Consider the following 26699-nt stretch of genomic DNA (forward strand, 5'->3'; position numbering starts at 1 on the left):
AAACAACCGCCGCCGAGATTCAGGTCTTCCAGCGCGCTTTCACTCGCGCCGGCAACGTCCATCCGCTCATTCATACTGATCGTGGCTCCGCCTATACATCTAGGGCGTTCAACCGCTACCTTAGCCAGTTTGAAGTCACACGAAGCATGTCGCGACCGGGAACGCCCTATGACAACGCACCGATGGAGCGCTGGTGGAACGAATTTAAACTGCGGTGGATGGATCGTCATCCAATGGCAAAGACTTACAAGGAATTCGTCCAGCTCGTTGAAGATGGGATCCACTATTTCAATCACGATAATCGTTCAGGACAAAGAGACGGCCTTACCCCAGAAGAATACTGGAATAAGGCCATCTAAAAGCTACCAAAATTTTATATTATTTCATCTGTCAACTTGACAGGGCCGACCGCAAGGAATGTGTTCATTTTTTGTTTCCACAAAGGTAATTCGTTCCAGTTTATTAAGATATTAGTGCCAATACGGAGCAATTGTAGGCCAGATGAGGCTCAGCAGTCCCTGCTCTAGCTTCGCGTCGCCACCTCATCTGGTCGGAGATTGCGGAGGTTGGCACGGCAAGAAGCATTTTTACCCGCAAGAATTTAACACCGCAACTAATCCTGCTTCTTATCTTTTGCCTCTTTGACTTCCTCGGCAACAGTTTGTTTAACCGGCTTTGGGTCTTGGGTGACATCAAACCAGTTGGCGAAGCCGCGGGAAAAGTCGGCAACCGTGAAGTTAAAGTGATCGATTTTGACTTTATCATGCAACTTCAGATCGGGATGCGTTTCCATGATGAAGCCGGCAATGGTGATGATTTCAGAGTCCGTGAACGCTTTGATATTGGTGTGGAAGTAACGTTCAAAGTCCCAGAGCGTTGTCTTGCCGCTGACCCGAAAGACTTTAGGATCATCGGTTTTCCGAATGTATTCATCGGACACATCATCGATTTCATCTTTAACCGTACCAAAAAGTTCTTCATAAATATCTTTATCGGTGACAATACCACTGGTGCCACCGTATTCATCGACCACCACAACAATTGGCGTTTGTTTCTTGATCATTTGCGTCAAGATATTGTGAATCGGGGTGACTTCAGGCACATTAATAATCGAACGCAGTAACTTGGAGACTTTCACGGAAGGGTCCACCTGCCCTTGCTTGACGAGGTCGTAAATGTAGACATACCCCAGAATCTTGTCTTTATCACCGTTTGCCACCACCGGGAATCGGCTATAGCCTTGGGTTAAATAATCCCGTAAGCCTTCCTTAACGGTGGTATTGATGTCGATGACAAATAGACTGGTACGATCAACCATGATGTCTTTGGCGGTTTTGTCGTTTAATTCAAATGCCCGTTGCATATAGATGACATCGTTTTGTTCCATGTCACCGGACGTAACGGCATTTTTACTGAGGTTCAAAATTTCGGCTTGTGAGAAGGCTTCATTACCTTCATCGGCTGGTTTCATGCCCAACATTTTGACAATGCCGGTGGCGCTAACATTTAGCAACCAGACAAATGGGAAGAACAAGATATGAAAGTAATGTAGCGGCGTCACAACTAACATCAATGTTTTAATTGGATAATCAATGGAAATGTTCTTCGGGACAATTTCGGTGAGCACCACTTCCAGATAGGTTAAAATGATAACCCCCAGAATGGCGCCAACTGCGTGAAGGCTGCCGCCTGGTAAACTTAAGTGGGTCAGACCGAATAAATCAACCAGCAGAAACTCAACGGTGGCTTCTCCGATCCACCCCAAAATGATGCCAGCCAGCGAAACACCAACCTGGGTCGTTGACAAATACTCATTTAAATTGTGAACCATGTGCAAGGCGCGCTCAATTTTCGCTTTGCGGCCCGTGCCTTTGTCGATCATTTCTTCCAAAGCACTCGGACGACTTTGAACCAATGCAAATTCACAGGCAACAAAAAACGCTGCGAAGAAAAAGGTGACGAGCATCACCAATAAATTGGGGACGATTTGGCCACTTTCCATGTATTCCATTCCTCATTTCATGTAGCTTTACAAACTTAATTTTAACATTGAATGAGTCAAATGAACGATAATTCATCGATTGCTTCTATATTGTGCGTTATGCTTGTATCAGCTAGAATTTCAAGGAGGATGCACGAAAATGGAACAAGTCAAAATGTATTGGGAGACGATGAAGGTTTTTAAATCCGAACCGGAAATGCCCAAAACTCAGCTGATTAGCAAGCCGCTGCCACGGACACCAGCAAAAGGGGAAAAAATGCCACAGATTGCGATTCGCAACGTGGACGTTTTTCAATTGATGAGTGAGTTGACTGGCAAAGTTGGCGTGATGAATTTTGCCAGTCCCGTTCATCCAGGTGGGGGCGTCATGTTTGGCGCGCGGGCGCAAGAAGAAGCGATTGCCAAAGGGACATTCTTGGTACCGGCGTTGGAACAGCATATGGCGGATTATTATGATCAGAATTGTAAGCAGCCTAATCGCGGCCTATTTAGCTCAAAGCTTATTTATGCGGAACACGTGCGGCAGGTTTTTGATGATCAAGGACGCCGTTTGCCAAAAAAATATGTCGATATCGTCACCGTGGCAGCACCCGATCGCCGTGTTGATCCCCAATTAGATGATGCGACGGCCCTAAAAGATATTGCGTTTAAGGTTTTGCAGACGCTGCGGGCATTTAAAGCGCATGACGTTGACCAGTTGATTCTGGGAGCATTTGGCACTGGCGTTTTTGGCAACCCGGTTAAGCCAGTTGCCCATGTTTTTCGGAAGGCATTGTTATTACCGGAGTTTGCTGGCGCATTCAAACGCGTTTATTTTGCCATTTACGATCCGCAGATGAGGACGATTAAGTCATTTGCGGCCGCTTTAAAAAATGAAGACGAATAAAGAAAAGAAAGGGATTATCCGATGAAACTCACAGTCATGCAACACGCGGATGCTGAAGGCTTAGGTGTCATTCAAGACTGGGCCGATCAGCATTCAATCGAAACCGTTACTTATCGTCCTGATCAAGGCGATCCAATTGCGCAGCTGAATCCGGCAGACATTGATGGCTTGATTGTGCTTGGCGGTCCCATGAGCGTCAATGACGATCTCGCTTGGCTAGCGGCTGAACGAATTTTGATTCGCAGCTTGAACAAATTGAACCGGCCAGTCCTTGGCATATGTCTAGGCGCCCAGCAGATCACTAAGGCTTTTGGTGCCAACGTCTACTCGATGGAAAAGCCAGAAGAAGGGATCGGCACGGTCAAGGGGAGCGATGAGACGCTGCTTAATGTTTTCCATTGGCACGGAGAAGCGATGAGCCGTTTGCCAGGCAGCCAATTGTTATACGAAAATGACCGGGCACTTCAAGGTTTTAAATATCACGATCGGATCGTCGGGTTGCAATTTCATCTGGAAGTGACGCCAACCATGATTACAGCAATGGGAGCCGCTGCCGGTAAACCTCAAGGCCCAGTTAATGAAGCAATTCTAGAACCTGGCCACGTGGTACTAAATGGGATACTTGAGCAACTTTTTGACTAAAACGCCGAAAAATTCCTTTTTTAAAGCCATTAACACAAAAAATCATGAGCCTTTGCGAAGATCTTCAAGGTCCACTGATTAAGAGAATCGCAGTGCAACAAGGGTTTGCAGCTCACAATGTTAAGAATGTAACTTAATGTAATCTTTTGTCATAGAACTTAACATAACCGCAACACCACGAATACGTGTTCGTAATACTGGCTGGCTATACTAAGCAACAGTTAGTTAAGTCACCACATGAATTCAGGAGGAATTACGAACATGAAAAAGCTCTTAAGTACAGTATTATTCTCAGCCGTTGCTTTATCCGCCGTCGCTTTGTCCAAGCCAAGTCACGTTAGCGCAGCAACGAAAGATACTGGATCAACAACTGTCAGTGCACCAGCGAGCGATAAGACCGAAGCCGATGTCACTTACAATGGCGGAGCAACAACTGTTTGGACCTCACCGACAGTGGGACAACGGGCAAAACGTTACGTTACAACTGGTGAACATCTTCAGTTTGTTAACAGTAAAAAAGTTTATGCAGAAATTTGGTATGAAACCGCCGATCACGGTTGGGTTCCAGAACGCTACTTGAACATCAATACCTTGCAACAACTGGCGCCATTAACCCAAAAGGCTGACGCAAGCGCCGCACCGACGCAGACAAAGTCACCTGCTGAACAGGCTGCCCAGTCAACTTCTAACAATGCTCAGGCGTTATCGAGTGCTGCTGCTCAAAGTGCGGCCGCAGCTAGTGCCGCTGCCCAGCAACAAGCACAACAGCAAGCTTCTCAGGCTGCTGCCGCTTCACAAGCCGCTGCTCAACACCAGGCTCAGCAATCAGCTGCTGCGCAACAGCAAGCTCAGCAACAAGCTGTAGCCCAACAGCAAGCTCAGCAATCAGCCGCTGCTTCGCAAGCTGCTGCATCTCAGGCTGCTGCACAACAACAGCAGGCACAACAACCTAGCAACCAGGCAACGGTTCAGACAGCCCAGGCTGTTCAGACAACTCAGCAGTCAACCCAGCAACAGACAACCAGCAATCAAGGCACCTTCAGAGTTACTTTCTATGATCCGGCTGTTTTACGTAGCAGCTTGGGTTATGGTGGTGTTGCCGCTAACTTGAACGTCTTCCCTAAAGGCACCCATTTACGCATCACGATGTCAAATGGTCAGGTGTTGGACCGGGTCGTTAACGACACAGGTTCATTCGCTGCCGGCAACTCACGTCAGCTTGACGTAGCAATGCCAAACAACCAGATCCCTTCAGCAGGCGTGCTCTCTGCAACGGTTGAAGTGATTGGCTAAAGCGACTTGTCAGTAAGTTGATTCAAAAATAAACGCATTCACACTTTCCCAACACAGGGAAGCAGTGAGTGCGTTTTTTATTGGAGAATTCTGACTCGAGCATAGATGATTGCGCCCGAGATCTAAATATGGATGTTTCTGCGCTGGGAAATTGGTTGAACTGACAGTAAAAAGTTCACCGAACACGGGAACTCAGTAGTAAATAAAGTTGCGCAGTCTGAGTCAGCCGTTTATCGGTGACCTGAAACCAGCGATTAATCACTAGCTGCGAACTAATCAATTCATCAACGGCGAGCTGGTCGCCAGTTGGTTGCTTAGGAGGCGCCACCGCCGCAATAAGCTGACCTTTGGCACTAAGTAAGTTACTAAGTACGTGGGTAATGGTGCGCAGTTCGGCTGGGGGTTGGTTAAACGCACCGACAATCAGATCGTAAGGTCCGGTCAGTAACTTCAACCAATGATCAGGCATGATGCGATAACGCAGCCGATCAGAACTGGCCACTGCTCGGGCACCTTGGATCGCGGCAGTATCGGTGTCGATACCCAGTACGGCAGCCGCACCATGGTTCAAGGCATAGCGGCAAAACCAGCCGTCACCGCAATGAATGACAAGTACACGCAGATCCGTTAATGGCGGCATCTTCTTGACGAGCGCCTGCCATACCGGTTGATCATCACCTGATTCGAATGGCATGTTGGGATTATCTTGCATATTAGGATATGGCGTGTCCATAGGTTCACAACCTTTCAGATTCATTATAGAGGAAAATGCCCTAAGATGTCGGTTGATCTTGCATGTTATTGATGATGAACTAACGGCTTAACGACATCTGGTTTAATTCATCGACGAGCTTTTCTGAGGGAACGCTGAAAAAAGTTTGGAAAATTTAAGCAAAAGTATTGCATTGTGCTAAGAAACATGAGAATATAATAGACATGTTAATTGCCCAGTAGTTCAGCGGTAGAATGCTTGACTGTTAATCAAAGGGTCGCTGGTTCGAATCCAGCCTGGGCAGTCTAAAAGTCGTGAGCTGACAACGCTCACGACTTTTTTAATGCGTGTGATCCTGCTACGCTTAGCTGCCATTTATAGTCTTAAAAGAGGCAATACCAGATGATCGCAGCTGAATCAGTAGCCAAAATGGGCACAACATGCTGAGTAACAGATGAGGTTTCTTTAAAAGAACACCAAAGAAACAGTCTGCCAATCAGCTTCACCGTTATTGCGGGCCGAAATGTGCTATTCTAAATAAAACAAAACGAACGAGAGGTGACGTCATGCAAACAAAAACGCTGACACGAATGGGTTTATTACTGGCGGTTTTAATTGGATTGGCTTTTGCCCCGCCGATTACGATCGGTTTCCTCGGGGTGCCAATCGTCCTTCAGAATATGGGGGTTATGCTGGTGGCACTGTTGCTGCCAACACGCCCGGCAACGATCACGATCGGGCTGTTATTAGCTTTGGCGGCGCTAGGACTCCCTGTATTAACCGGTGGGCGCGGCGGCATCGCTGTCTTCATGGGACCAACAGCCGGCTTCATGTATGGTTGGTTGCTGACGCCGCTGGCTTATGCTGGCATCACCCATTACCTTAAGCAAGATTCCTGGGTGACCAAAGCCCTCGGGATGACGCTGGGGGGTGTGCTGCTGACGGAACTGTTGGGCGCAGCTTGGTTGGCTGCGACGACGAATATGACATTTGTTTCGGCACTTTTGAGTGTTTTGATCTATATTCCAGGTGATTTGCTTAAAATGGCGCTCAGCGTTTTGGTAGTCCAGCAGTTAACCGCGGTGATGCCTGCATTGAATTCAAAGTAATTGAGTATGAAAAGAGTACCCTGATCCCACACCGTGTTGTTGCACGGTGTGGGATCAGGGTACTCTTTTGTTTTAAAAGGAGCCATGTTTTTGCAGATTTTTAATCAACAAACAAGAGCTCAAAGGCATGATCTTTTGTATTGATGTTGACGGAAACGTGCCGATTGAGGTCACTCACGAGATTTCGAGCAAATGCCATTTTGGACTCAAAATCCTTCAATTTGGCTGTGAAAGGTACCGAATTGAAATCGAAGTTTTCGCCGATAAATGCGGCATCCGTGACGTATTTAAGATTATTTTGATCGTGTCGGCTACCGGGTTTTAAGACGGCATCTAAATAATGATACAGTTCTGAAGGGGAATAGTGTAACGGTTTAACCAGATCGGTAGTGATTTTGAAATCTGGAGCATCATCGGCCATCTCTTCGTTGACCTGCACCTGTGTCAGTCCTTGATATAATTTCAATGTAGGCACCTCTCATTCTTAATTCTTATTATAACATGCTCACCGTTGGACGATTCGATCAATTGCTTTTTGAAATTCGGTGCGGGCTTCTTTCGTGGTTTCCTTAGCCTGAGCATTTTTCAAAAACGTTGTAAGTTCATCTGTGGGTGTTGTGGCCAGTTCGCTGACAGCCCACGCAGCCGTTGCCCTGATCATGGGCCGCGGATCGTTTTCGATGACTTCAAGTAGGTGGGGAACGGCACTGCGATCGTGAAGGTTCACTAATGCAATGATGGCGTTACGTTGCAGAGGCTTTTTACCACGCCAGGCACCGGCCAGTTTACCGAAGCGGGTTTTAAAGCCTTTATTGCTTAGCGATAGCATTGGGATCAATTCCGGCAACACGGTGTTTGGATCAGGCTCCATTTCGGCATGGATGTGAAAATCTTTCCCTTTATTAAACGGGCAGACCTGCTGACAAATATCACAGCCGTACAACACGTTACGGATCATCGGCCGAAATTCGGGATCCATGTAACCTTTCGTTTGGGTTTGGTAGGACAGGCAACGCTGACCATTCATACGCCCATCGCCTAACAGTGCCTTGGGCGGACAAAAGTCAATGCAGCGGGTACATGTCCCACACTGACACGCCATCGGTTCATCCGGTGCAAATTTAATATTCGTGATGATTTCGCCTAAATACACATAGGACCCGAATTCAGGCGTGATTAATAAGCCGTTTTTACCGATAAAACCAAGCCCTGCACGCTGGGCGACAGCAACATCAATCAATTCTCCGGTATCGACCATGGGCTTGAAGCGGATGGTTGTATCCGTCGCAGCCGTGTTCTTGATAAATTGAATTAATGCTGCCATTTTGCGATTCAAAACGGTGTGATAATCAAGACCCCAACTGGCCCGGGCAAAGCGACCGCGTTTAGGACCGGTTCGTGGTGGCCGGTCATGAATCTTAGATGGATACGCCAGCGCAATGGCAATGATACTCTGCGGCTGGTCAAAGATTTTGTCTGGATATAGTCGTTCATCCAGATTCTGATGCTCGAATCCGGTTGTATGGCCAGCTGCTTTTTGGGCCAGTAGGCTGGGTTTCAACGCAGCAAAATTATCGGCTGTCGTAAAGCCGATTTTATCGATCCCCAAATCCTTCGCATGACTTTTGATCGTTTCCTTAAGATCCATGCCGCCAGCCCCCCTAGCATTAATGATGTTATTATTTTAGCGAAACCGTGGCGGGAAAGCAAAATGCAGAACGCTCCGATTTCTAAACGATCCTGTTCGCGCTCAAAAAACGTTATCCAGCCAGCGCCAGATAACGTTTTTCATTAAAAGAGCAGTAGGTGGAGCATTGATTTTTCATGACAATGTTAAGGTATCGCAAAAATGTGAAAAGACTGTGACGAAATTATCGCCAATTACTGAAGATAAAGTTCGCGCAGGTCGCGTTTTTCTGCCGGTGTGAGTTGCAAGGCCTCTTGCAGGTAATCTTTCATGCTGCCGTATTCTTCTTCGATAGTCGCCAGTGCACTGTCAAGAAAGGCGCCGGAAACGGTACCAAGGTCGCGGATATTGGCCAGTAGAGCGTCTGTTGCGCCGCGTTTACGTGCCGCAGCAAGATTCTTTTCGACCATTGGCTGAATCAGGTCGTTGGTTGCGAGATAGTCCTGCCGAATCGTGTGGCCATCAACGCCCAAAGCTGACAGTAAATAAACGGCACCCATGCCGGTACGGTCTTTTCCTGCCGTACAGTGAAACAGCACGGCTCCATTCTCGCTGTCGTTGCTTAAGAGAATGTCAAAAAAGCGACGATAGGCTTTTTGGGCAGACGGCATTTTAACAATATCAGCGTAAGTTTTGACCATATTCTCGAAACCGGCATGGGGATCGCGGGAGAAACTTTTTTGCAATGCATCAGCCTGTTCGCTGCTTTTGGTTTCGTCAGTTGGAAAAACAGGGACGAAGTGGTATTCAGCGATGTTTGGATAGCGATCGGGCTCGACCGCTTGTTCCTCAGGTGAGCGAAAATCCACGTCGGAAATCAGTCCGTAATCAGCTAGATAATCCAAATCTGCGTCAGATAATTCACTGAGTTTTGCCGCACGAATAATTTTGTGAGATTTGATCACCTGGCCGGATTTTGTAGGATATCCACCAAGTTCGCGAAAATTTAAACCGTGTTTAATATTAAGAACATAAGGTGCCAAATTGAATTCCTCCATCGTGAAAACGTTTGACTTCAGTATACGCGACATTGATAGTGACCGGCAACGGGTTGAAAAGTTTTCAGAATGACTAGATAAAAAAAGCCGCCCGAGGACGACTCCTAATGTAACGCAAGACGACTATGCTTCCGGCTGGGAAATGATTAAGCCAGTAATGAAAGCGGCCACGAGAGATTTGGTTCCGGAACTAAGTGGAGAACCATTGTAGGTCAAAACGGAATTGTTACCGATAAGATCTTCAATCCGAATGGTCGAACCTTCTGCAGCTGCTTTTTCTTTCTCCTGCTGTTTTGCGTACTTGTCAGGATACGCAACGCCTAACAAGTCAAGCGGATCGACATCATAGTATTCAGCGAGTTTCCGAATACTGCGTTCGCTTGGAATTGTCTGATCGTTCTCCCATTTGGTAAAACTTGCAGGGGAAGTGTGCGTTGCTTTAGCCACTTCAACAATTGATTCGCCCCGACTCTTACGGATTTGCCGCAAGACACTGCCAACACCATTTGTAATCATAAATTTCACCACGCTTCTTTTTTCTTGTGTGACGCCGAATTCTTAAAAATTAAGAATACGAGCTTACTCACTATAATATAGCATCATTACGTATTAAATCAATCATTGAACCGCAAAATCAAAATATATTTAAATAAATAATGATTGACGGTTCCTTGACCTGCCACGCGGACGTCTCAAGGTTGGTACTGAAGCATATTTTACATGGTATGGTGATCGATTACCATGTTAAGACCAAATTTATTTCTTGTATTCGTTTCCTCACCGTTCTATGCTTAAGTTAGTAAGAAAGTTAGGATGTGAGTCGAATGGATCAAGAGTATGATCGCTTGCTTGTACCCGTAGATGGGTCAAAGGAAGCTGAGTTAGCTTTCAGTAAAGCTGTTAAAGTTGCAATGGCCAATCAAGCTCACCTGGATATTTTAAATGTGCTTGATACCAAGCAGTTTATTGGCAGCTATGGCGGTATGATATCCGGTGATGCGGTTTATCAGTTGACACAAGATGCGCAGGAATACTTAGAGAATCTGAAAGAACAGGCTAAAAGTACAGGATTGACCGATATTGACATCCACATTCGTTTTGGCAACCCCAAGACGGTTATTGCCACCGACTTTCCACATGACCACCACAACGACCTAATCGTCATTGGGGCAACCGGACTGAACGCGGTCGAACGGGTGTTAGTTGGTTCGGTAACCGAATACGTCAATCGCACCGCACCATGTGATGTGCTCATCGTTAAAACTAAATAAGCTTTTGGTGAGGTAAGTGTCGGCGATGTTAGATCGCTGGGGCTTACCTTTTTTGGTGCAGCTCATATTTCGGAAAGCCTTACAAACAAATCCAATAGCCTGAGGGCGACTGCTGGCATTCTTGAAGATCGCGGCGTAATGTATCTATAACCAACCAACAAAGATTTGGAGGTCATTGAGATGGCAGATACAAGCGATCGCACGGCACAGGCCAAGACGGAAGCAGCGTTGCGCCACTATCAGGAGCGTAAGCGCTATACGGACTGGGTTGCCAAAATGTCACCAGAATTGCGCGCTTATCATGATCATGAATGGGGTGTGCCTGTTCATGACGATCAAAAACTATTTGAGTTGTTATCATTGGAAATCTTTCAGGCAGGTTTAAATTGGGAGCTCGTGTTACACAAGCGAGCTGCTTTTAATAATGCTTTCCATCATTTTGATATTCAGCAAGTGGCAGCGATGCATGAACAGGATGTTGAGGCATTGTTAAAACGCGCCGACATCATTCGCAACCGCATGAAAATCGAAGCAACGATTACCAACGCACGCGCTATTTTAAAAATTCAGGCCAATTATGGCAGCTTAAATGATTACTTGTGGGCCTTTGTTGACGGAAAGCCGCTGGTTAACCGTCCAAAATCACTGACGGAGATACCGACTAAGAGCGCATTATCGGTAAAGATTGCCAAAGATATGAAAAAACACGGCTTTGCCTTCGTCGGCCCGGTAATCGTGTATAATTATTTGCAAGGCGCAGGATTAATTGATGATCATATTGTTTTGGAAGACTGATCCAATCAGCGCAAGAAGGGGCAAGAGCGTTGAAACGCATCCGCTTGTGGGGAATTTTTCTGGCCATCATGGGGTCAAGCTTTTGGGGTATTTCCGGCCCGGTAAGTGAGTCCTTGTTTGATAAAGGCATCAAGGTGTCTTGGTTAATTAGCTCGAAAATGCTGATTGCCGGTGTTGTGTTGATGGCGGTGGCCTTTTGGAAAGATCGGTCGGCTATCATGGCACCGTGGCGCAATCGGCGTGATGCGTTGCAGCTGATTATTTTTGTGTTATTTGGCATGGTTGGCATGCAGTATATTTATTTTAAAGCCGTTGCCGTGGCAAATGCCGCAACCGCAACGATTTTACAGTATCTTTCACCAGTCGTCGTCTTGGTTTTTCTTGCGCTTAGGTTAAAGGAAAAACCGCGTCGGATCGATTTACTGACGATTGCTGTGGCGATGCTGGGAACCGCATTGGTAGTGACCAAAGGCCGGCTGACGCACTTGGCAATTTCCCCTTCAGCTTTCTTTTGGGGCATTATGGCTGCTTTGGCCGCGGCCGCCTATACGTTATTACCGGCCGGACTTTTGCAACGTCACTCGCCAATTGTAGTGACGGCATGGGCACAGTTGCTGGGCGGTTTACTAGTTGATGCGTTTGACCCGTTTTGGAAACAAATTCCCCTTTTGGATGCGACCGGATGGGCAGGTTATTGGTTTATCGTTATTTTTGGCACAATTATCGCTTATTCGGTTTACCTTGCCAGCCTGCAATTTATTTCACCGACAGCAGCAACATTATTGGATGCGTTCGAACCGTTGGGTGCAACGCTTGTATCGGTGGTCTTCCTGCACATGCATCTAGGGTTTGCCGAGGTGCTTGGCGGTGCGCTGATTATTCTGACAGTGGCGATGATGGCGATTGTGACACCGCGTGGGCCTAAGCTGGAAAAGCCGTCCAATGAATGAGCAGAATCATTTTTAAACAGTTGGGTGCTAACATCTGGTTAAACGCAATCGACCCTAGAGACATTTTGCCTCTAGGGTCGAACGGCCTAGTAGCGTTTGTACTGATTAGCACAGCCGCCTCAGACTTAACTTGCGTGTTTGACGAGTAGATTGGGAAGTGCCTGTTGGTGTTGGTTATGACGCAGCGCTAAGATGTAGCCGTTTTTAATGCATAGACGATAAGTGACAAACAGTTGCAGTCGGATAGGGCGACCTAAATAATCAATGATTGGATACGGTGTTTGATTGCTTAGCATCATACTCATCTCCCGGCTTCATTATATAACGTGGAATGTCACAGGTTTATAACAATCCGCTACATTAGGCCGCGCGTCCATGCTATACTGGCGTATGAATTAGCAATCAAAATGGAGGCACAATATGGATCAGTTTAGTATTAGCAACTTAGCAGATTGGCTTGAAGCACACAACGATGAGCTGATGGCCAAAACCATCCAACTGGATTCTACGAAGGTATTTGCCATTGTGGATTATTTGAAAGTGCTCAAAAAGCCGGCTGAGAAATACTTGCACATGAAACAAGTCGACTATTACACAACTGAATCGGATCATAAATTAAATTTACCAGATGACCAGTCGCCGCTGACGACCACCCATGATCGCATTATGGTCAATCACGTTGATGGATCCATTAAAGATGACCAACTGAATTTTACATATAACCACGAGCCGGTTTTCGATGGTGGTTATGCGCCTCAGCGCGATCTCAACATCGTGAAATATGGTCTGGAAGTCATCGGGGCAGTCGCAACTAGCGGCCACATCGAGACGGTCAGCAAGGCGCTGTCGCCAGATGCTGTTCTCACGCTTGTGCTGGCAGCTAACGCGTTTGCAAATCACGAATCTTAGGACGACGCAGGTGATGCTAGCCAATCGTGGTCGGTAAGTTCATGATATTTTTTCGAAACCGGAACCCAGAGATGGGCTCTTAAAATAGCGCTGATGCTTTGCCAAAACGCAGGGTCGTCACGCTGTTTTTTATTCGTTGTAATGGTGATAGGAACGCCGGTTTCAGTGATGGCTTTAATGTTTGGGTAAGCAATTTTCTGCAATTGGGTGGCAATGAAGTCAGTTTGGTTAATCAACATAAGAATCTTCCTTTCATTGTTGATAAAACCAGCATAACCAGACCTTGTGGCGATATCACGAATCAACTGGGATGAATATGGGGAAAATTGATGATGAAGTTGTGGCTTTTCCTTTAAGTAATGGTTAAGGGACTTCAGGTCTAAATTGTCGGGGTTTGTGATCTTTTAACCCGAGTATCGATTAACTTACAGATAAGCCGCATAATCCTGATGTAGGCGATCGCGCAATGTTTGCTTGGCAGGTTCGGAAATGAACGCAGCGTTAATGGCGTTTAAATTGAAGGTCAAGAAGTCTGCTGCAGTGGTTTTAAAGTAGGTTTGATACAGTTCGTACTCGTGGGTCAGGGTCGTATTGGAAACAGTGCGGTTGTCAGTATTAATGGTGATAGCGGCACCGGCGGCCTTGAGAGCTCGATACGGGAACTCGTCTAGTGACCGGGCTGCTTTAGTTTGCAGGTTGCTGGTCAGGCACAGTTCGATCGTTGTGTGGGTCTGGACGATTTTTTGAATGAGGTCCGGTTGATCAAAGCAGGCAGTGGCATGACCGATTCGCGGAACGCCAAGGAAGATGGCTTCAGCAATATTTTGCGGACAGTGGCATTCGCCGGCGTGAAAAGTTAACGGAACGCCGAGCGCTTGTGCAGTTTTGATCGCCGGAGTACACACGCTGGTAGGAAAATCAGCTTCGTTGCCGGCAAAATCACCGCCGACTAGTCCGTTACCAACCAGCGCGGCATTGGCGCGGAACATCGTTTGATTATCAACATTAGGTAATTGACGCATGCCGCAGACGAGCGCTTTAGCAACAATGTCGAATTGGTTCACGGCTTGGTGCAAACCCTCAATGACAGCTTCGGTTGCTTCACTTAAAGACAAATCACCGCTGATTGAGAACGCCGGGGCAAATCTGATTTCAATATAGCGAACATTTTCTGCTGCTGCCTGAGCGACAACATCAAAAGCCGCCATTTGTAAAGCTTTTTTGGTCTGAAGCAGTGGGGCAACAAAGTCGAATGTTTTGAGATAATCAGCCAGGTTTTCGGAGTTGGTCGGTGCCTGAACGAGTTGGCGCAAGGCGTCATCGGATGCCGGCAAGGGTCGATTGATCATTTTGGCGAGTTGGCGAATGCAGCTCAGCGATAATGAACCGTCAAGATGGCAGTGCAATTCCGTTTTACCTAAAGCATGTAGTGTGTCGAAGTCCATCGTTTTCTCCTTTGTTAAAGCCTAGAATGACTTGAGTTTAACATAGGTAGCTGTCGACGCGTTACAATAGATATAGGCAACGAATAAAGGTAAGGGTGATAAAAGATGCGCATGGTCGATTTGATCACGAAGAAACGCGATCGAGGTGAGCTAACAAATGAAGAGCTGACCTGGATGATTGAACAATATACTGCCGGAACGATTCCTGACTATCAGATGAGTGCCTTTTTGATGGCGGTTTACTTCAATGGCATGACGGATGCCGAGCGCAATCATTTTGCGTTTGCAATGTTGCATTCCGGCGATGTTCTCGATCTAAGCGAAATTCCTGGCATTAAGGTCGACAAACACAGCACCGGTGGGGTAGGAGACAAGATCAGTATTCCGTTGGCTCCGCTGGTTGCTTGCTTAGGCGTGCCCGTGCCGATGATTTCCGGTCGCGGGCTTGGCCATACCGGGGGGACGCTTGATAAGCTCGAAAGTATCCCTGGTTTCAACGTCACCGAAACTGAGGCAGCGTTCAAAAAGCAGGTGCAAACAATTCACGAAGCGATTGTTAGCGCTAGTCGCGAAGTTGCGCCGGCGGATCGCCGGATTTATGCGCTGCGGGATGTGACAGGGACTGTGGAATCGATACCACTTATTGCCGGTTCGATCATGAGCAAAAAGCTGGCCAGTGGTACCAATGCCTTAGTTTTCGATGTCAAAGTCGGTAACGGCGCGTTTATGAGAACTATCGAAGACGCGCGGGCCTTAGCTAAGGCATTAGTCAGCATCAGTCAAACAGCTGGCGTTAAAAGCGTTGCGCTACTGACCGACATGAATCAGCCACTGGGTGTTACGATCGGGAATAGCTTGGAAATTGCTGAATCCATTGCGGTGTTGAAAAATCGTGGGCCACGAGATGTACATGATTTGACCGTAGCTTTAGCGGCGCAAATGCTGGTGCTAGGCGGCAAAGCTCCCAGCTTGGAAATTGCCAGTGGCTTAGCCGAAGATGCCTTGCGTGACGGGCGCGCTTTGGCTGCATTTAAGCAATTAATTCAGGCGCAAGGCGGCGATCCGGCAGTCGTTGATGATCCCCGGAAGTTGCCGCAAGCCAAGTATCGGATTCCCGTAACTGCAGATCACAGCGGCGTTGTCGACCAAATTGACACCAATGCGCTTGGTTTGGCAGCGATGCAGCTTGGTGGTGGCCGTGCCAAAAAAGATGACGTTTTGGATTTGGCAGTCGGATTGATTTTGCATAAGAAACTGGGAACACCGGTATCGAAAGGTGATACGCTTGTGATGTTGCACACGGACACGAAAGATGTCGCCGATATTGTTGGACTAGTCCAAAAGGCTTATCACATTGGCTCCTCAGCACCGAAAAAACCGCGACTCATTCATGAAATCATTCGCCCGTGACGTTTATTTTCACAAACAGATGGGTTATTTCCGCAGTCGTGAAAAAGATAGAAAAAAGAACGTCTCGGAAACGCTTGCGGACAGCCATATCGCACAATATCATAACGGGTTCGTGATTTGAAAAAATGTGAGAAGCATGATTTCCATTCTGTTTTTTGGGTTTTTGGTTTTTAAAAAATAAATATCGGGGTATACTTAGATTGTAATGAATCTATTAAAGGAGGAGAAACATATGCTAATGGCAATGGACGTATTATCGCTTGCACGTTTTCAGTTTGCGATGACGACCGTTTTCCATTTCTTTTTCGTGCCATTTTCTATTGGTATGGGTCTTGTGACCGCCATTATGGAAACGCTATATGTGCGCAAAAAGAATGAGACATATAAGAAGATGGCCAAGTTCTGGGGCAAGATCTTCTTGCTCAGCTTTGCCGTAGGGGTCGTTACCGGCATTATTCAAGAATTCCAGTTCGGCATGAATTGGTCGAACTATTCCCGGTTCATGGGAGACATCTTTGGTGTGCCACTGGCGATTGAAGCCTTGTTGGCATTCTTTATGGAATCGACGTTCATCGGTTTGTGGATGTTTACCTGGGATCGCTTCAAGCCAGTTGTACATGCTATCTTTATTTGGATGACTTGGTTAGGTACCACGTTATCGGCAATTTGGATTCTTTCAGCGAATGCCTTCATGCAGCACCCAACCGGTTTTGCGATCAGTCAAAGCACGGGACGTGTCAAGTTGGTTGACTTTGGTGCCGTGATCACTAATCCGCAATTGTGGGTTGAATTTCCGCATGTCATTTTTGGTGCCTTTACTACAGCAGGCTTTGCCGTTGCCGGCATGGCTGCCTGGCGGTTGCTGAAGAAAGATCAGGTCGACTTTTACAAGAAGTCACTTAAAGTCGGTTTGGTTGTCGGCACTATCGCTTCTGCGTGCGCGATTGGTTTTGGTGACTTGCAGACGCAATTCATTATCAAAGATCAGCCAATGAAGTTTGCGGCCACCGAAGGGATTTACAAAGACACTAGTGACCCGGCGCCGTGGACATTGGTTGAGTTGATTAATACTAAAGATCACACGACGAGTGGCAATATTGAAATACCGTATTTGCTGAGCCTGCTTTCCTACCACAAAATGAACGGTTCGGTTAAAGGTATGGAGACGGCTAACAAGGAACTTCAAGCCAAATACGGTAAAGACAAAGATTACTATGTGCCGGTGAAGACTTTGTTCTGGAGTTTCCGGGTCATGGCCGGTGGCGGTGTTCTGTTATTCCTGCTTGGTTTCTTAGGTCTTTGGTTCGGTCGTAAGAAGAAGGATACGTTGTTGAATCAACGTTGGCTGTTGTACATTCTCGGCTTTGCACTATGGCTGCCGTTTATCATTAACACGGCTGGTTGGTTCATCACTGAGTTAGGTCGCTATCCGTGGGTTGTTTACGGATTGTACACGATTGCCGATGCGGTTTCACCAACCACGACAGCCGGTCAATTGCTGTTCACCAACATCTGCTACTTCCTGATCTTCACCCTACTCGGCGGTGTCATGATTTATTATTCACATCGTGTTTTGAAGAAGGGACCAGAAGGCGATTTGAACACCGATTATGGGGTCAACAGCGATCCGTTAGCTAAGGAGGCGTTCGCAAAATGAGCTGGTTACAGATTTTATGGTTCTTTTTATTGTTCGTCCTGTTCAGCGGTTTCTTCGTACTTGAAGGCTTCGATTTTGGCGTTGGTATGTCAACCAAGCTGTTAGCTCGTAATACGAGCGAAGAAGATCAACTGGTGGCAACGATCGGTCCGCATTGGGATGGTAATGAAGTTTGGTTGATTACCGCTGGCGGTGCGATGTTTGCTTCTTATCCGATGTGGTATGCGAGTTTGTTCTCCGGCTTTTATATCATGTTCTTCATCGTTTTGTTTGGGTTGATTGTTCGGGGTGTGTCCTTTGAGTTTGCGGCACACGCCGAGACCAAAACCGGTCGCAATATCTGGCGCTGGGCGCTGGCTTGCGGCAGCTTGATCCCGCCGTTTGTGTTAGGGATGATTTTCACTGCGATTATCCAGCCGTTACCAATTACTAAGGCTGGCAATGTTTATCCGACGCTGGGCAATCAGATTAATCTCCTGACCATTGTTGGTGGGGTTGCGGTTACATTGATGATGTTGATGCACGGGTTAAACTTCATTCGCCTGAAGACAACTGGTGATTTGCGCAAACGTGCGCGTGAGTGGAACAGCAAGTTGTATTATCTGCTATATGCCGGTGAAGTTGTATTCGCGGTTCTGTTATTCTTCATGACCGACTTCTTCAAGGAACGTCCTATTAGCACTTTGCTGATTTTGGTTGTGATTGTCGGCTCAACCGTTGCAGCTCATATCGGGGTTTTGAAGGATAATGAAGTGCTTTCCTTTGTTGGAAGCGCGATTGGATTGGTTGGCGTCGTTGGCGTCATCTTCAATGGCTTGTTCCCACGTGTGATGATCGGGCAGGATGCAGCAATGTCCATTCTTGCAAAAGATGCCAGTGCCAGCCCTCTAACCCTGACGATTATGACTATCGTGGCAGTTATCCTGTTGCCAATTGCCTTGATCTACTTCATCTGGAGTTACGTTGTCTTCCACAAACGCGTTCAAGCAAAAGGGGCGGTTAGTGAATGATCGATAAGACGCTCATGCGCTTATCGGGAATGAGGAAAACAATGACAATGCTTGCCGGGTTTGCGCTCGTGCAAGCTTTTGTTATTTTATTGCAAGGAAAGTTTCTTGCAGAAGGGATCGTCCATTCCTGGAATCGTCAAAGTTTAGCCGGGTTATGGATGCCTTTGGGGCTGTTTGCGCTGGCATTTACAGTGCGACAGCTCATTGTGTGGGTGCGCAATCGCATCGGTGCCCGCTTCGCCATGACCGGATCTGCGTGGTTGCAGGAACAATTGCTGAAGCACTTGTATGCATTAGGACCAGCGGCAGTGGCAAAAGAAGGTACCGGTAATCTGGTCACCATGGCGCTTGACGGCATTCCCGAAGCCGAAAATTATATTGAACTGATCTTAAACAAAATCCTTAATATGAGCATTATTCCGTGGGTTTTGGTTGCGTATATCTGGTACGAAAATTGGCTAACGGGTTTTACCCTACTGATTATGTTTCCGATTATCATTCTGTTCATGGTGATTTTGGGACTGGCAGCTCGTGATAAGTCGGAAAGTCAATATGCTGGTTTTCAAAAGATGAGCAACCATTTCATCGATTCGCTGCGGGGACTCAAAACGCTACAATTAATGGGCATCAGCCGCCAGTATGCCAATAACGTGTACGAAGTGTCGGAAGACTATCGGAAACAGACTATGGGCGTTTTACGCATTGCCATGTTGTCGACTTTTGCGTTGGACTTCTTTACTACGTTATCGATTGCGGTTGTCGCAGTTTTTCTTGGTATTAAGCTGATGGATGGCAGCATTCCTTTATACCCAGCGATGGTGGCGTTGATTCTGGCGCCGGAGTATTTCATGCCGATTCGTGATTTCGGTACAGATTATCACGCAACGTTGAATGGTAAAAATGCAATGGCTGCGATCTGGAAAGTAATCGACCAGCCGTTGCCGACTGATACCAAGGTGCTGCCAGCGTTTGATGGCTGGCAAGATCAAGATACTTTGAGTATGCAGCATCTTGATTTCACTTATAATGATAAGCGAGCAGGAATTCATGAGGCCGATCTACAATTTACGGGGCCAGAAAAAGTGGCGATTATCGGTGCTAGCGGCTCAGGTAAGTCGACGTTATTGAATCTGATTGGCGGCTTCTTGCAACCACAATCCGCAACGATTACTGTCCGGGGAACTAAGGTACCGCACATGACACAGGCAGCGTGGCAGGACCATTTGAGTTATATTCCCCAAGATCCTTATTTGTTTGCTGACACCATTGCGGCAAACATTCGCTTCTACCGGCCGAGTGCTTCGGATGGCGAGGTACGCCAAGCAGCCAAGGCGGCGGGATTAAGTCGATGGATCGAGACGCTGCCGGATGGCTATGAAACTCGCATTGGTGAAGGTGGACGCGGTATTTCCGGTGGCCAGGCTCAGCGAATTGCATTGGCACGAACGCTGGTTGATACCAACCGGTCAATCTGGCTATTTGATGAGCCGACTGCCCATTTGGATATTGAAACCGAAGCCGAGCTAAAAGAGACCTTGGTGCCGCTTTTTAAAAATCGACTGGTTATCTTCGCTACCCATCGACTGCATTGGCTCAATCAGATGGACCGCGTGATCGTCGTTGATGGCGGGCGGATCGTTGCGGAAGGAACACCGAGCGAGTTAGCGGCTCACTCTAAGCCCTATCAGGCACTTGTACACGAAATGCGAGGTGAATTCAATGCATTGGTGGAAAAATGAACACTGGGTCCGACCTGATCTAAAACGCTACCGGTGGCTGCTGTTCTGGTCGCTGGTTCTCGGAGTCATGACGTTTGTGTTTGCCGGCGCGTTGATGTTCACCTCGGGCTTTTTAATTGATAAAAGTGCTACTAAACCTTTATTTGCGGCGATTTACGTGACTGTTGTCCTGACCCGGGCTTTTGGGATTGGCCGTCCGGTTTTCCAATATGTTGAACGTTTAACCAGTCACAACTGGGTACTCCGGATTACCAGCCACATGCGGCGCAAGCTTTACAAAGTGTTGGAAACCGATGCAGCTTTCGTTTCGGAACACCATCAAACTGGTGATATCTTGGGACTGTTGGCAGATGACATTGGCCACATTCAAAACCTGTATTTGCGGATGATTTTTCCGACTGTGGTTGGTGCTGGCCTGACCGTAATTGCCACCTTACTATTAGGTTGGTTCAACTGGGGCTTTGCGCTATGGATCTGCTTCTTGTTACTGTTCCAAATCTTGATTCTTCCTTGGTGGGGACTGGTTGTCGAACGTTTCCGTAAGGCTGAACAAAAGCAGCTGAACCATGATGCCTATGTATCGCTGACAGACTCTGTGCTCGGCTTATCTGATTGGGTCATCACCCATCGCAGTCAGGAGTTTTTGGATCAAAGCTTGGCAGCACCGAAAAAGCTGGCGGCATCAACCGCAAAGTCCAAACGTTTCCAGTGGGGCAGGGATTTTGTTGGCCAATTGCTCTTTGTCTTGATTACCATCAGTATGTTGATTTGGACCAACCTTGAATGGACCGGCAGTCAGACAAGTGCTAACTGGGTCGGTGCCTTTGTCCTAGTTGTCTTCCCGCTTGATCAGGCCTTTTCGGGTATTGCCCAAGGTGTTGGTGAGTGGCCGACTTATCGCGATGCAATCCGGCACCTCAATGATCTGCACCCAGTGAAGAGGAAATTGCCGAAACAGCAGCCGGTACCGACTACTTTTAAAACGATTCAACTGAAACAGGTCAGCTTCCGCTACACACCCACCGATCCTGAATTGATTACCGATATTGACTTGACCCTTCATGCTGGGGAAAAAATGGCGATTCTCGGTCCCAGCGGCATGGGAAAAACGACGCTGTTGCAACTGGTGTTAGGTGACTTAACGCCGACAACCGGCCAAGTTCTGATTGACGGGCAGGACGTACTGACTTATCAGCAAAATCGCACGAATCTATTCGCGGTGCTGGATCAGAGCCCATTTCTGTTCAGCACGTCGATTATTAATAACGTCCGTTTGGGAAATGAAAACGCCAGCGATGAAGAAGTCGCTGCGGCGTTGAAAGCCGTCAAGCTGGACAAGCTCATTGCCCAACTGCCCAATGGTATGGACAGCAGTGTCGAAGAAGCCGGCTTTGCCTTTTCCGGTGGTGAGCGTCAGCGGTTATCGTTAGCGCGGATTCTTTTACAGGATGCACCGATCGTACTCCTGGACGAACCTACCGTTGGCTTGGATCCGATTACCGAACAGGCGCTGCTGGATACGATGTTCTCCGTTCTAAAAGGAAAGACCATTCTATGGGTCACCCATCATCTGCAAGGTGTCAGCCAAACTGATCGAGTTGTCTTCCTGGAAGATGGCCGGTTGACGATGAATGACACACCGCAGCATCTGGCGGAACAGAATCAGCGGTATCAGAATCTGTATGCGCTGGATGCGGGGTTGCGGTGAGGTGTTGAAACGTTCTAACTTTAAATTTAGTTGCGTCACCAGAAAAACAGCTGGTATAAGTGTGATGGCGTTAGAAACTTGTTTTATTTTTGATCCAAGTTCTGTGATCAAGCAGAATTTGGATCGTTTTTCTTTTGGTGCAGTCAAAAAGTTAAGGTCGAAAAAGAGGCGACGGAGAATAACACTTAAATTGTTGAAAACGGTTACGAAAAGCCTCATACTGAAAGTATTATTAGAAATGTGGAGGAGAAAAGATGACAAAACTCAATCAACCATATGGGATTGGTCTTGATATAGGATCTAGTTCGATCGGTTTTGCTGTTGTGGACGCAAATAGTCATTTGCTTCGTTTAAAAGGTGAAACAGCCATTGGAGCAAGGCTATTTAGGGAAGGAGAATCTGCGGCAGGTAGACGAGCAAGTCGCACAACGCGGCGGCGTTTGAGTCGTAATCGGTGGAGACTGCGCTTTTTGCAGGACTTTTTTGAGCCTCATATATCTTCAATAGATCCTGATTTCTTTTTACGGCAAAAGTATTCAGAGATCTCTCCTAAAGACAAAGAGCGCTTTAAATATGAAAAGCGGCTTTTTAATGATCGAACGGATGCTCAATTTTATAAACAATATCCAACAATGTACCATTTGCGTCTGCGCCTAATGAATGACACCAGTAAGGCTGATCCGCGTGAGATCTTTTTTGCAATTCACCATGTTTTAAAAAGCCGTGGGCATTTTTTGACACCAGGAGACGCTAAAAACTTTAGCACTGAGGATATCGATTTAAACCATATCTTTCCGGCATTGAACGAAGCATTCGCACAAGCCTATCCTGACTTGAACTTAAACTTTGAAGCGAGCAAGACCGAGAAGTTCAAATCGATCTTATTAGATGAAGATGCAACGTCAAACGATACCCAAAAAGCATTGGTAAAGTTATTGCTGGCTGATGACGGTGACAAAGAAGTATTAAAGCAGCAGAAGAAAGTACTGACTGAGTTTGCAAAGGCCGTGGCTGGTCTTAAAGCTAAATTTGATGTTGCACTAGGAATAGAAGTTTCAAATTCCGAGAACTGGCATTTTGGAATGGCGCAATTGGAAGACAAATGGAGTGACATTGAACCGTCCTTGACAGATCAAGGGATGGAAATCTTTGAGCAGATTCAGGATCTTTATCGCGCGCGGTTGCTTAATGGTATCGTTCCAGCAGGGAAAACACTTTCGCAAGCAAAAGTTGACGACTACGAGCAGCATTGCAAAGATCTTAAGCTATTTAAGGCATATTTGAAACAGCTTAATGATCACGATTTAGCCAAGCACATTCGGTTGCTTTATGATCGTTATATTGATGGCGATGACGCTAAGCCTTTTTTAAGAGACGATTTTGTTAAGGCGTTAAAAAAAGAGGTCACAGCGCATCCAACCGAACTGGCTGAGTCGTTATTAGAGCGGATGGAACACGATAACTTTATGCTCAAGCAAAGGACAAAAGCGAACGGATCAATTCCAGTCCAAATGCAGCAGCGTGAGCTTGATCAGATTATCGTTAACCAAGCCGAATATTATAGCTGGCTGGCTGCCGAGAATCCTGTTAAGGAGCATCGGGATAGCAAGCCTTATCAACTAGATGAATTGTTGAATTTCCGTATTCCCTATTATGTTGGTCCGATGATCACCGAAGAGGAACAGAGAAAATCTGGTGAAAATGTTTTCGCTTGGATGGTACGTAAAGATCCTTCAGGCAATATTACGCCTTACAACTTTGACGAAAAGGTAAATCGGGAAGCGTCAGCCAATGCCTTCATTCAACGCATGAAAACCACTGATACCTATTTGATTGGTGAAGATGTGCTCCCCAAACAGAGCCTGCTCTATCAGAAGTATGAAGTCTTAAATGAGCTAAACAATGTTCGAGTTAATGGCGAGAGTCTGAGCACGGATCAGAAGAAGCGGCTTATACGCGAGTTATTCGAACGACATAGCAGTGTTACGCTCAAGCAATTTGTTGAAAATCTGGTAGCACATGGCGATGTAGCAATGCGACCAGACGTTCGTGGCTTGGCAGATGAAAAGCGGTTTTTAAGTTCACTTTCTACCTACCATCAGTTAAAGGCCATCTTGGGTGATGCTATTGATGACAGAGATAAGTTAACTGATATAGAGGCCATCATTACCTGGTCCACGGTCTTTGAAGATGCTGCCATTTTTAAAACGAAATTAAATGAGGTTAGCTGGCTCGATTCAAAAACCCGTACATCATTAAGCAATATTCGTTATCGCGGTTGGGGACAGTTCTCACATAAACTGCTTGATGGGTTGAAACTGGGTAACGGACATACGATTATTCAGGAACTGATGCTATCAAGTAGAAACTTAATGCAGATTTTGACCGATGAAACGTTAAAGGAAGAAATAGCAACGTTAAATCAGGAGCGATTAAAGCCTGACAGCATCAGTGAGGCCATTGATGATGCCTATACGTCACCGAGTAATAAGAAAGCCATACGCCAAGTGCTGAAGGTCGTCGAAGATATCAAGCGCGCAGCAAATGATCAAGCTCCGAGCTGGTTGTACATTGAAACTGCTGATGGAGGAGGCCATCCAGGTAAAAGAACGTTGTCTCGTCAAAAACAAATTCAAGCAATTTATGAAAACACAGCCAAGGAATTGATTGATAGTGCAGTCCGTGGTGAGCTAAAAGATAAGATCGCAGATAAAACGAATTTTTCTGACCGACTTGTACTTTACTTCATGCAAGGTGGACATGATATATACACTGGGACAGCCTTGAACATTGATCAGCTGAGCAGTTATGACATCGACCATATTTTGCCGCAGTCATTGATTAAGGATGACTCTTTAGATAACCGGGTTCTTGTTCACGCTAAAATCAATCGTGAAAAGAATGCTGAGTTTGCATCAACTTTGTTTGCGGCTAAAATGGCATCTACTTGGCATCGTTGGCGTAATGCTGGTTTAATCAGTGGACGCAAGCTTGAAAATTTGCTAATGCGTCCTGATGAAGTCGATAAATATGCGAAGGGATTTGTTGCGCGTCAGTTAGTGGAAACGCGACAGATTATTAAGCTTACTGAGCAAATTGTTGCGGCTCAATATCCCGACACAAAAATCATTGCGGTCAAGGCGGGCTTGTCGCATCAGTTGCGACAGGAACTTGATTTCCCAAAAAATCGTGATGTTAACCATTATCATCATGCTTTTGATGCGTTCTTAGCGGCTCGTATAGGAACCTACCTCCTTAAACGATATCCGAATTTGGCTCCATTCTTTACGTATGGCGAATTCACGAAAACCAATCTCAAAAAATTACAAAGCTTCAACTTTATTGGTGCGCTGACGCACGCAGATAAAAAAATAACGTCCAAAGACACTGGTGAGGTTTTGTGGGACAATCAGCGAGATATCGAGGAACTCGATCAAATTTATAACTTTAAACGCATGCTGATAACGCATGAAGTTTATTTTGAGACTGCTGATTTGTTTAAACAAACGGTTTATGCTGCTAAGGATTCTAAGGAACGCGGTGGCAGTAAGCAGCTAATTCCAAAGAAGAAGGGCTATCCGACTGGAATTTATGGCGGATATACTCAGGAAACAGGGAGCTATAACGCCTTAGTTCGTTTAACAAAGGCAGGCAAAGTAGTATATCAAGTTTTCAAGATTTCAACACAGAATGCCGCAGAAATTGCCGCCGCTAGATCTCTATCGGCTGAGGAGGGCAATAAGAAGCTGTGCCAAATTTTGGAGAAGAGCCTTATTAAAACAAATAGGGATAAGAAAATCACTGTCGATTTGTCTGACGTAGTTATACCTCGTCTAGGTAAGGAAGCGTTATTTCACAACAGTAAGTACGGCCTGTTTTTGGTTAACTCGGATACCTACTACCACAATTATCAAGAACTTTGGTTGTCCCGCGAAGACCAAAAAATTTTGAAAAAATTGTTTTTAACAAAGTATGACCTGTCTGAGATGGATCGCGATGCTCTTCATCTCTTTGAGACTATCGCTAAACAAGTAGAACAATTCTTTAAACTTTATGATATTAATCAGTTTCGGACTAAGATTCCGAGTGCATTTGACGCTTTCGGAGAACTTCCAGTAGAAGGTGTTGATGGTGAGAAAGGCAAGATTGAAACTCTGAAGCAGTTATTGATTGGACTACAGGCTAATCCCGTCCGAAGTGAACTTAAGAATCTTGGCATTAAAACGCCATTTGGTTTCCTCCAAGCTGGTAAGGGTATTAATCTTGATGATGATACAGAGATCATTCAACAATCTCCAACCGGATTGTTTAAGCGACGAGTACGACTGGCGGATTTATAATCATTTTCGCAATTCTTGAACAAAAAAGCCATCCGAGAACGAACTCGGATGGCGGCGAGCATATGTAGGCCCTACATGGGCTCAGAAATTGAAACTCAGCCGAAGCTTTGTTTGATCTCAACGTGTAGATGTCAGA

General features: G+C 46.3%; 23 protein-coding genes and 1 tRNA gene. 16 read left to right on the forward strand and 8 right to left on the reverse strand.

Features of this window, described 5'->3' with window-relative positions; translation table 11 throughout:
• Positions 1-359, forward strand: a 359-nt coding sequence (locus tag BVJ53_RS05150; protein WP_137295982.1) for a DDE-type integrase/transposase/recombinase, incomplete at its 5' end; no start/stop codon positions are given.
• Between the two features lie 254 nt (positions 360-613).
• Here BVJ53_RS05150 and BVJ53_RS05155 read toward each other — a convergent pair.
• Positions 614-2002, reverse strand: a complete 1389-nt coding sequence (locus BVJ53_RS05155; protein WP_129301463.1) for a hemolysin family protein — start codon at positions 2000-2002, stop codon at positions 614-616.
• Positions 2003-2141: 139 nt separating this feature from the next.
• Here BVJ53_RS05155 and BVJ53_RS05160 point away from each other — a divergent pair, with 139 nt between their 5' ends.
• The 3 genes from BVJ53_RS05160 to BVJ53_RS05170 all read left to right on the forward strand — a co-directional run bounded on the left by BVJ53_RS05160 (position 2142) and on the right by BVJ53_RS05170 (position 4823).
• Complete coding sequence (locus BVJ53_RS05160; RefSeq protein ID WP_129301464.1) at positions 2142-2888, forward strand: TIGR02452 family protein; 747 nt, start codon at positions 2142-2144, stop codon at positions 2886-2888.
• A 21-nt stretch (positions 2889-2909) separates the two neighbouring features.
• Positions 2910-3530 (forward strand): type 1 glutamine amidotransferase, encoded by a 621-nt coding sequence (locus BVJ53_RS05165; RefSeq protein WP_129301465.1) that lies wholly within the window; start codon positions 2910-2912, stop codon positions 3528-3530.
• A 261-nt stretch (positions 3531-3791) separates the two neighbouring features.
• Entirely contained in the window at positions 3792-4823 is a 1032-nt protein-coding gene (locus BVJ53_RS05170) for an RlpA-like double-psi beta-barrel domain-containing protein (protein WP_129301466.1), read from the forward strand.
• Between the two features lie 175 nt (positions 4824-4998).
• Here the strand turns inward: BVJ53_RS05170 and BVJ53_RS05175 are convergent, their stop codons facing one another.
• A complete protein-coding gene (locus tag BVJ53_RS05175; RefSeq protein WP_129301467.1) occupies positions 4999-5556 on the reverse strand; it encodes a class I SAM-dependent methyltransferase in 558 nt (185 codons plus the stop codon).
• Positions 5557-5767: 211 nt separating this feature from the next.
• On the opposite strand from BVJ53_RS05175, the gene BVJ53_RS05180 reads away from it, so the two are divergent.
• Both BVJ53_RS05180 and BVJ53_RS05185 read left to right on the forward strand, forming a co-directional pair.
• Positions 5768-5839: transfer RNA gene (locus BVJ53_RS05180), tRNA-Asn, on the forward strand.
• Between the two features lie 262 nt (positions 5840-6101).
• Entirely contained in the window at positions 6102-6644 is a 543-nt protein-coding gene (locus BVJ53_RS05185) for a biotin transporter BioY (RefSeq protein WP_129301468.1), read from the forward strand.
• Between the two features lie 100 nt (positions 6645-6744).
• On the opposite strand, the gene BVJ53_RS05190 is transcribed toward BVJ53_RS05185, so the two are convergent.
• From BVJ53_RS05190 to BVJ53_RS05205, 4 genes are all read right to left on the reverse strand, one after another.
• Positions 6745-7110, reverse strand: coding sequence for a hypothetical protein (locus BVJ53_RS05190; protein ID WP_129301469.1), 366 nt, complete (start codon positions 7108-7110; stop codon positions 6745-6747).
• A 39-nt stretch (positions 7111-7149) separates the two neighbouring features.
• Positions 7150-8292, reverse strand: coding sequence for a tRNA epoxyqueuosine(34) reductase QueG (queG, locus tag BVJ53_RS05195; protein ID WP_129301470.1), 1143 nt, complete (start codon positions 8290-8292; stop codon positions 7150-7152).
• A gap of 233 nt (positions 8293-8525) precedes the next feature.
• Positions 8526-9314 carry a tyrosine-protein phosphatase gene (locus BVJ53_RS05200; protein ID WP_129301471.1) on the reverse strand — a complete coding sequence of 263 codons (789 nt, stop codon included), beginning with the start codon at positions 9312-9314 and terminating at the stop codon, positions 8526-8528.
• Positions 9315-9452: 138 nt separating this feature from the next.
• Positions 9453-9845 carry a helix-turn-helix domain-containing protein gene (locus BVJ53_RS05205; RefSeq protein WP_129301472.1) on the reverse strand — a complete coding sequence of 131 codons (393 nt, stop codon included), beginning with the start codon at positions 9843-9845 and terminating at the stop codon, positions 9453-9455.
• Between the two features lie 308 nt (positions 9846-10153).
• Here BVJ53_RS05205 and BVJ53_RS05210 point away from each other — a divergent pair, with 308 nt between their 5' ends.
• From BVJ53_RS05210 to BVJ53_RS05230, 4 genes are all read left to right on the forward strand, one after another.
• A complete protein-coding gene (locus BVJ53_RS05210; RefSeq protein WP_129301473.1) occupies positions 10154-10600 on the forward strand; it encodes a universal stress protein in 447 nt (148 codons plus the stop codon).
• Positions 10601-10780: 180 nt separating this feature from the next.
• Positions 10781-11395 (forward strand): DNA-3-methyladenine glycosylase I, encoded by a 615-nt coding sequence (locus BVJ53_RS05215; protein ID WP_129301474.1) that lies wholly within the window; start codon positions 10781-10783, stop codon positions 11393-11395.
• A gap of 29 nt (positions 11396-11424) precedes the next feature.
• Positions 11425-12345 carry a DMT family transporter gene (locus BVJ53_RS05220; protein WP_129301475.1) on the forward strand — a complete coding sequence of 307 codons (921 nt, stop codon included), beginning with the start codon at positions 11425-11427 and terminating at the stop codon, positions 12343-12345.
• Between the two features lie 420 nt (positions 12346-12765).
• Positions 12766-13254, forward strand: a complete 489-nt coding sequence (locus BVJ53_RS05230) for a hypothetical protein (RefSeq protein ID WP_129301476.1) — start codon at positions 12766-12768, stop codon at positions 13252-13254.
• Here BVJ53_RS05230 and BVJ53_RS05235 read toward each other — a convergent pair.
• Together BVJ53_RS05235 and add are read right to left on the reverse strand one after the other, a co-directional pair.
• Complete coding sequence (locus tag BVJ53_RS05235; protein ID WP_129301477.1) at positions 13251-13493, reverse strand: hypothetical protein; 243 nt, start codon at positions 13491-13493, stop codon at positions 13251-13253. The genes BVJ53_RS05230 and BVJ53_RS05235 overlap by 4 nt on opposite strands.
• Before the next feature lie 186 nt (positions 13494-13679).
• Positions 13680-14699, reverse strand: a complete 1020-nt coding sequence (gene add / locus BVJ53_RS05240; RefSeq protein ID WP_129301478.1) for an adenosine deaminase — start codon at positions 14697-14699, stop codon at positions 13680-13682.
• Positions 14700-14804: 105 nt separating this feature from the next.
• On the opposite strand from add, the gene BVJ53_RS05245 reads away from it, so the two are divergent.
• The 6 genes from BVJ53_RS05245 to cas9 all read left to right on the forward strand — a co-directional run bounded on the left by BVJ53_RS05245 (position 14805) and on the right by cas9 (position 26563).
• Positions 14805-16109, forward strand: coding sequence for a pyrimidine-nucleoside phosphorylase (locus tag BVJ53_RS05245; RefSeq protein WP_129301479.1), 1305 nt, complete (start codon positions 14805-14807; stop codon positions 16107-16109).
• A gap of 232 nt (positions 16110-16341) precedes the next feature.
• Positions 16342-17766 carry a cytochrome ubiquinol oxidase subunit I gene (locus tag BVJ53_RS05250; RefSeq protein ID WP_129301480.1) on the forward strand — a complete coding sequence of 475 codons (1425 nt, stop codon included), beginning with the start codon at positions 16342-16344 and terminating at the stop codon, positions 17764-17766.
• Positions 17763-18776 carry a cytochrome d ubiquinol oxidase subunit II gene (gene cydB, locus BVJ53_RS05255; RefSeq protein WP_129301481.1) on the forward strand — a complete coding sequence of 338 codons (1014 nt, stop codon included), beginning with the start codon at positions 17763-17765 and terminating at the stop codon, positions 18774-18776. Before BVJ53_RS05250 ends, cydB begins: the two co-directional genes overlap by 4 nt.
• Positions 18773-20515: a thiol reductant ABC exporter subunit CydD gene (cydD, locus tag BVJ53_RS05260; RefSeq protein ID WP_129301482.1), complete on the forward strand. Its 1743-nt coding sequence runs from the start codon at positions 18773-18775 to the stop codon at positions 20513-20515. Before cydB ends, cydD begins: the two co-directional genes overlap by 4 nt.
• Positions 20496-22223: a thiol reductant ABC exporter subunit CydC gene (cydC, locus tag BVJ53_RS05265; RefSeq protein WP_129301483.1), complete on the forward strand. Its 1728-nt coding sequence runs from the start codon at positions 20496-20498 to the stop codon at positions 22221-22223. Before cydD ends, cydC begins: the two co-directional genes overlap by 20 nt.
• Before the next feature lie 254 nt (positions 22224-22477).
• Positions 22478-26563 carry a type II CRISPR RNA-guided endonuclease Cas9 gene (gene cas9 / locus BVJ53_RS05270; protein ID WP_129301484.1) on the forward strand — a complete coding sequence of 1362 codons (4086 nt, stop codon included), beginning with the start codon at positions 22478-22480 and terminating at the stop codon, positions 26561-26563.
• The last annotated feature ends 136 nt before the right edge of the window (positions 26564-26699 follow it).

The sequence above is a fragment of the Lacticaseibacillus chiayiensis genome, assembly GCF_004123795.1.
GTDB lineage: Bacteria > Bacillota > Bacilli > Lactobacillales > Lactobacillaceae > Lacticaseibacillus > Lacticaseibacillus chiayiensis.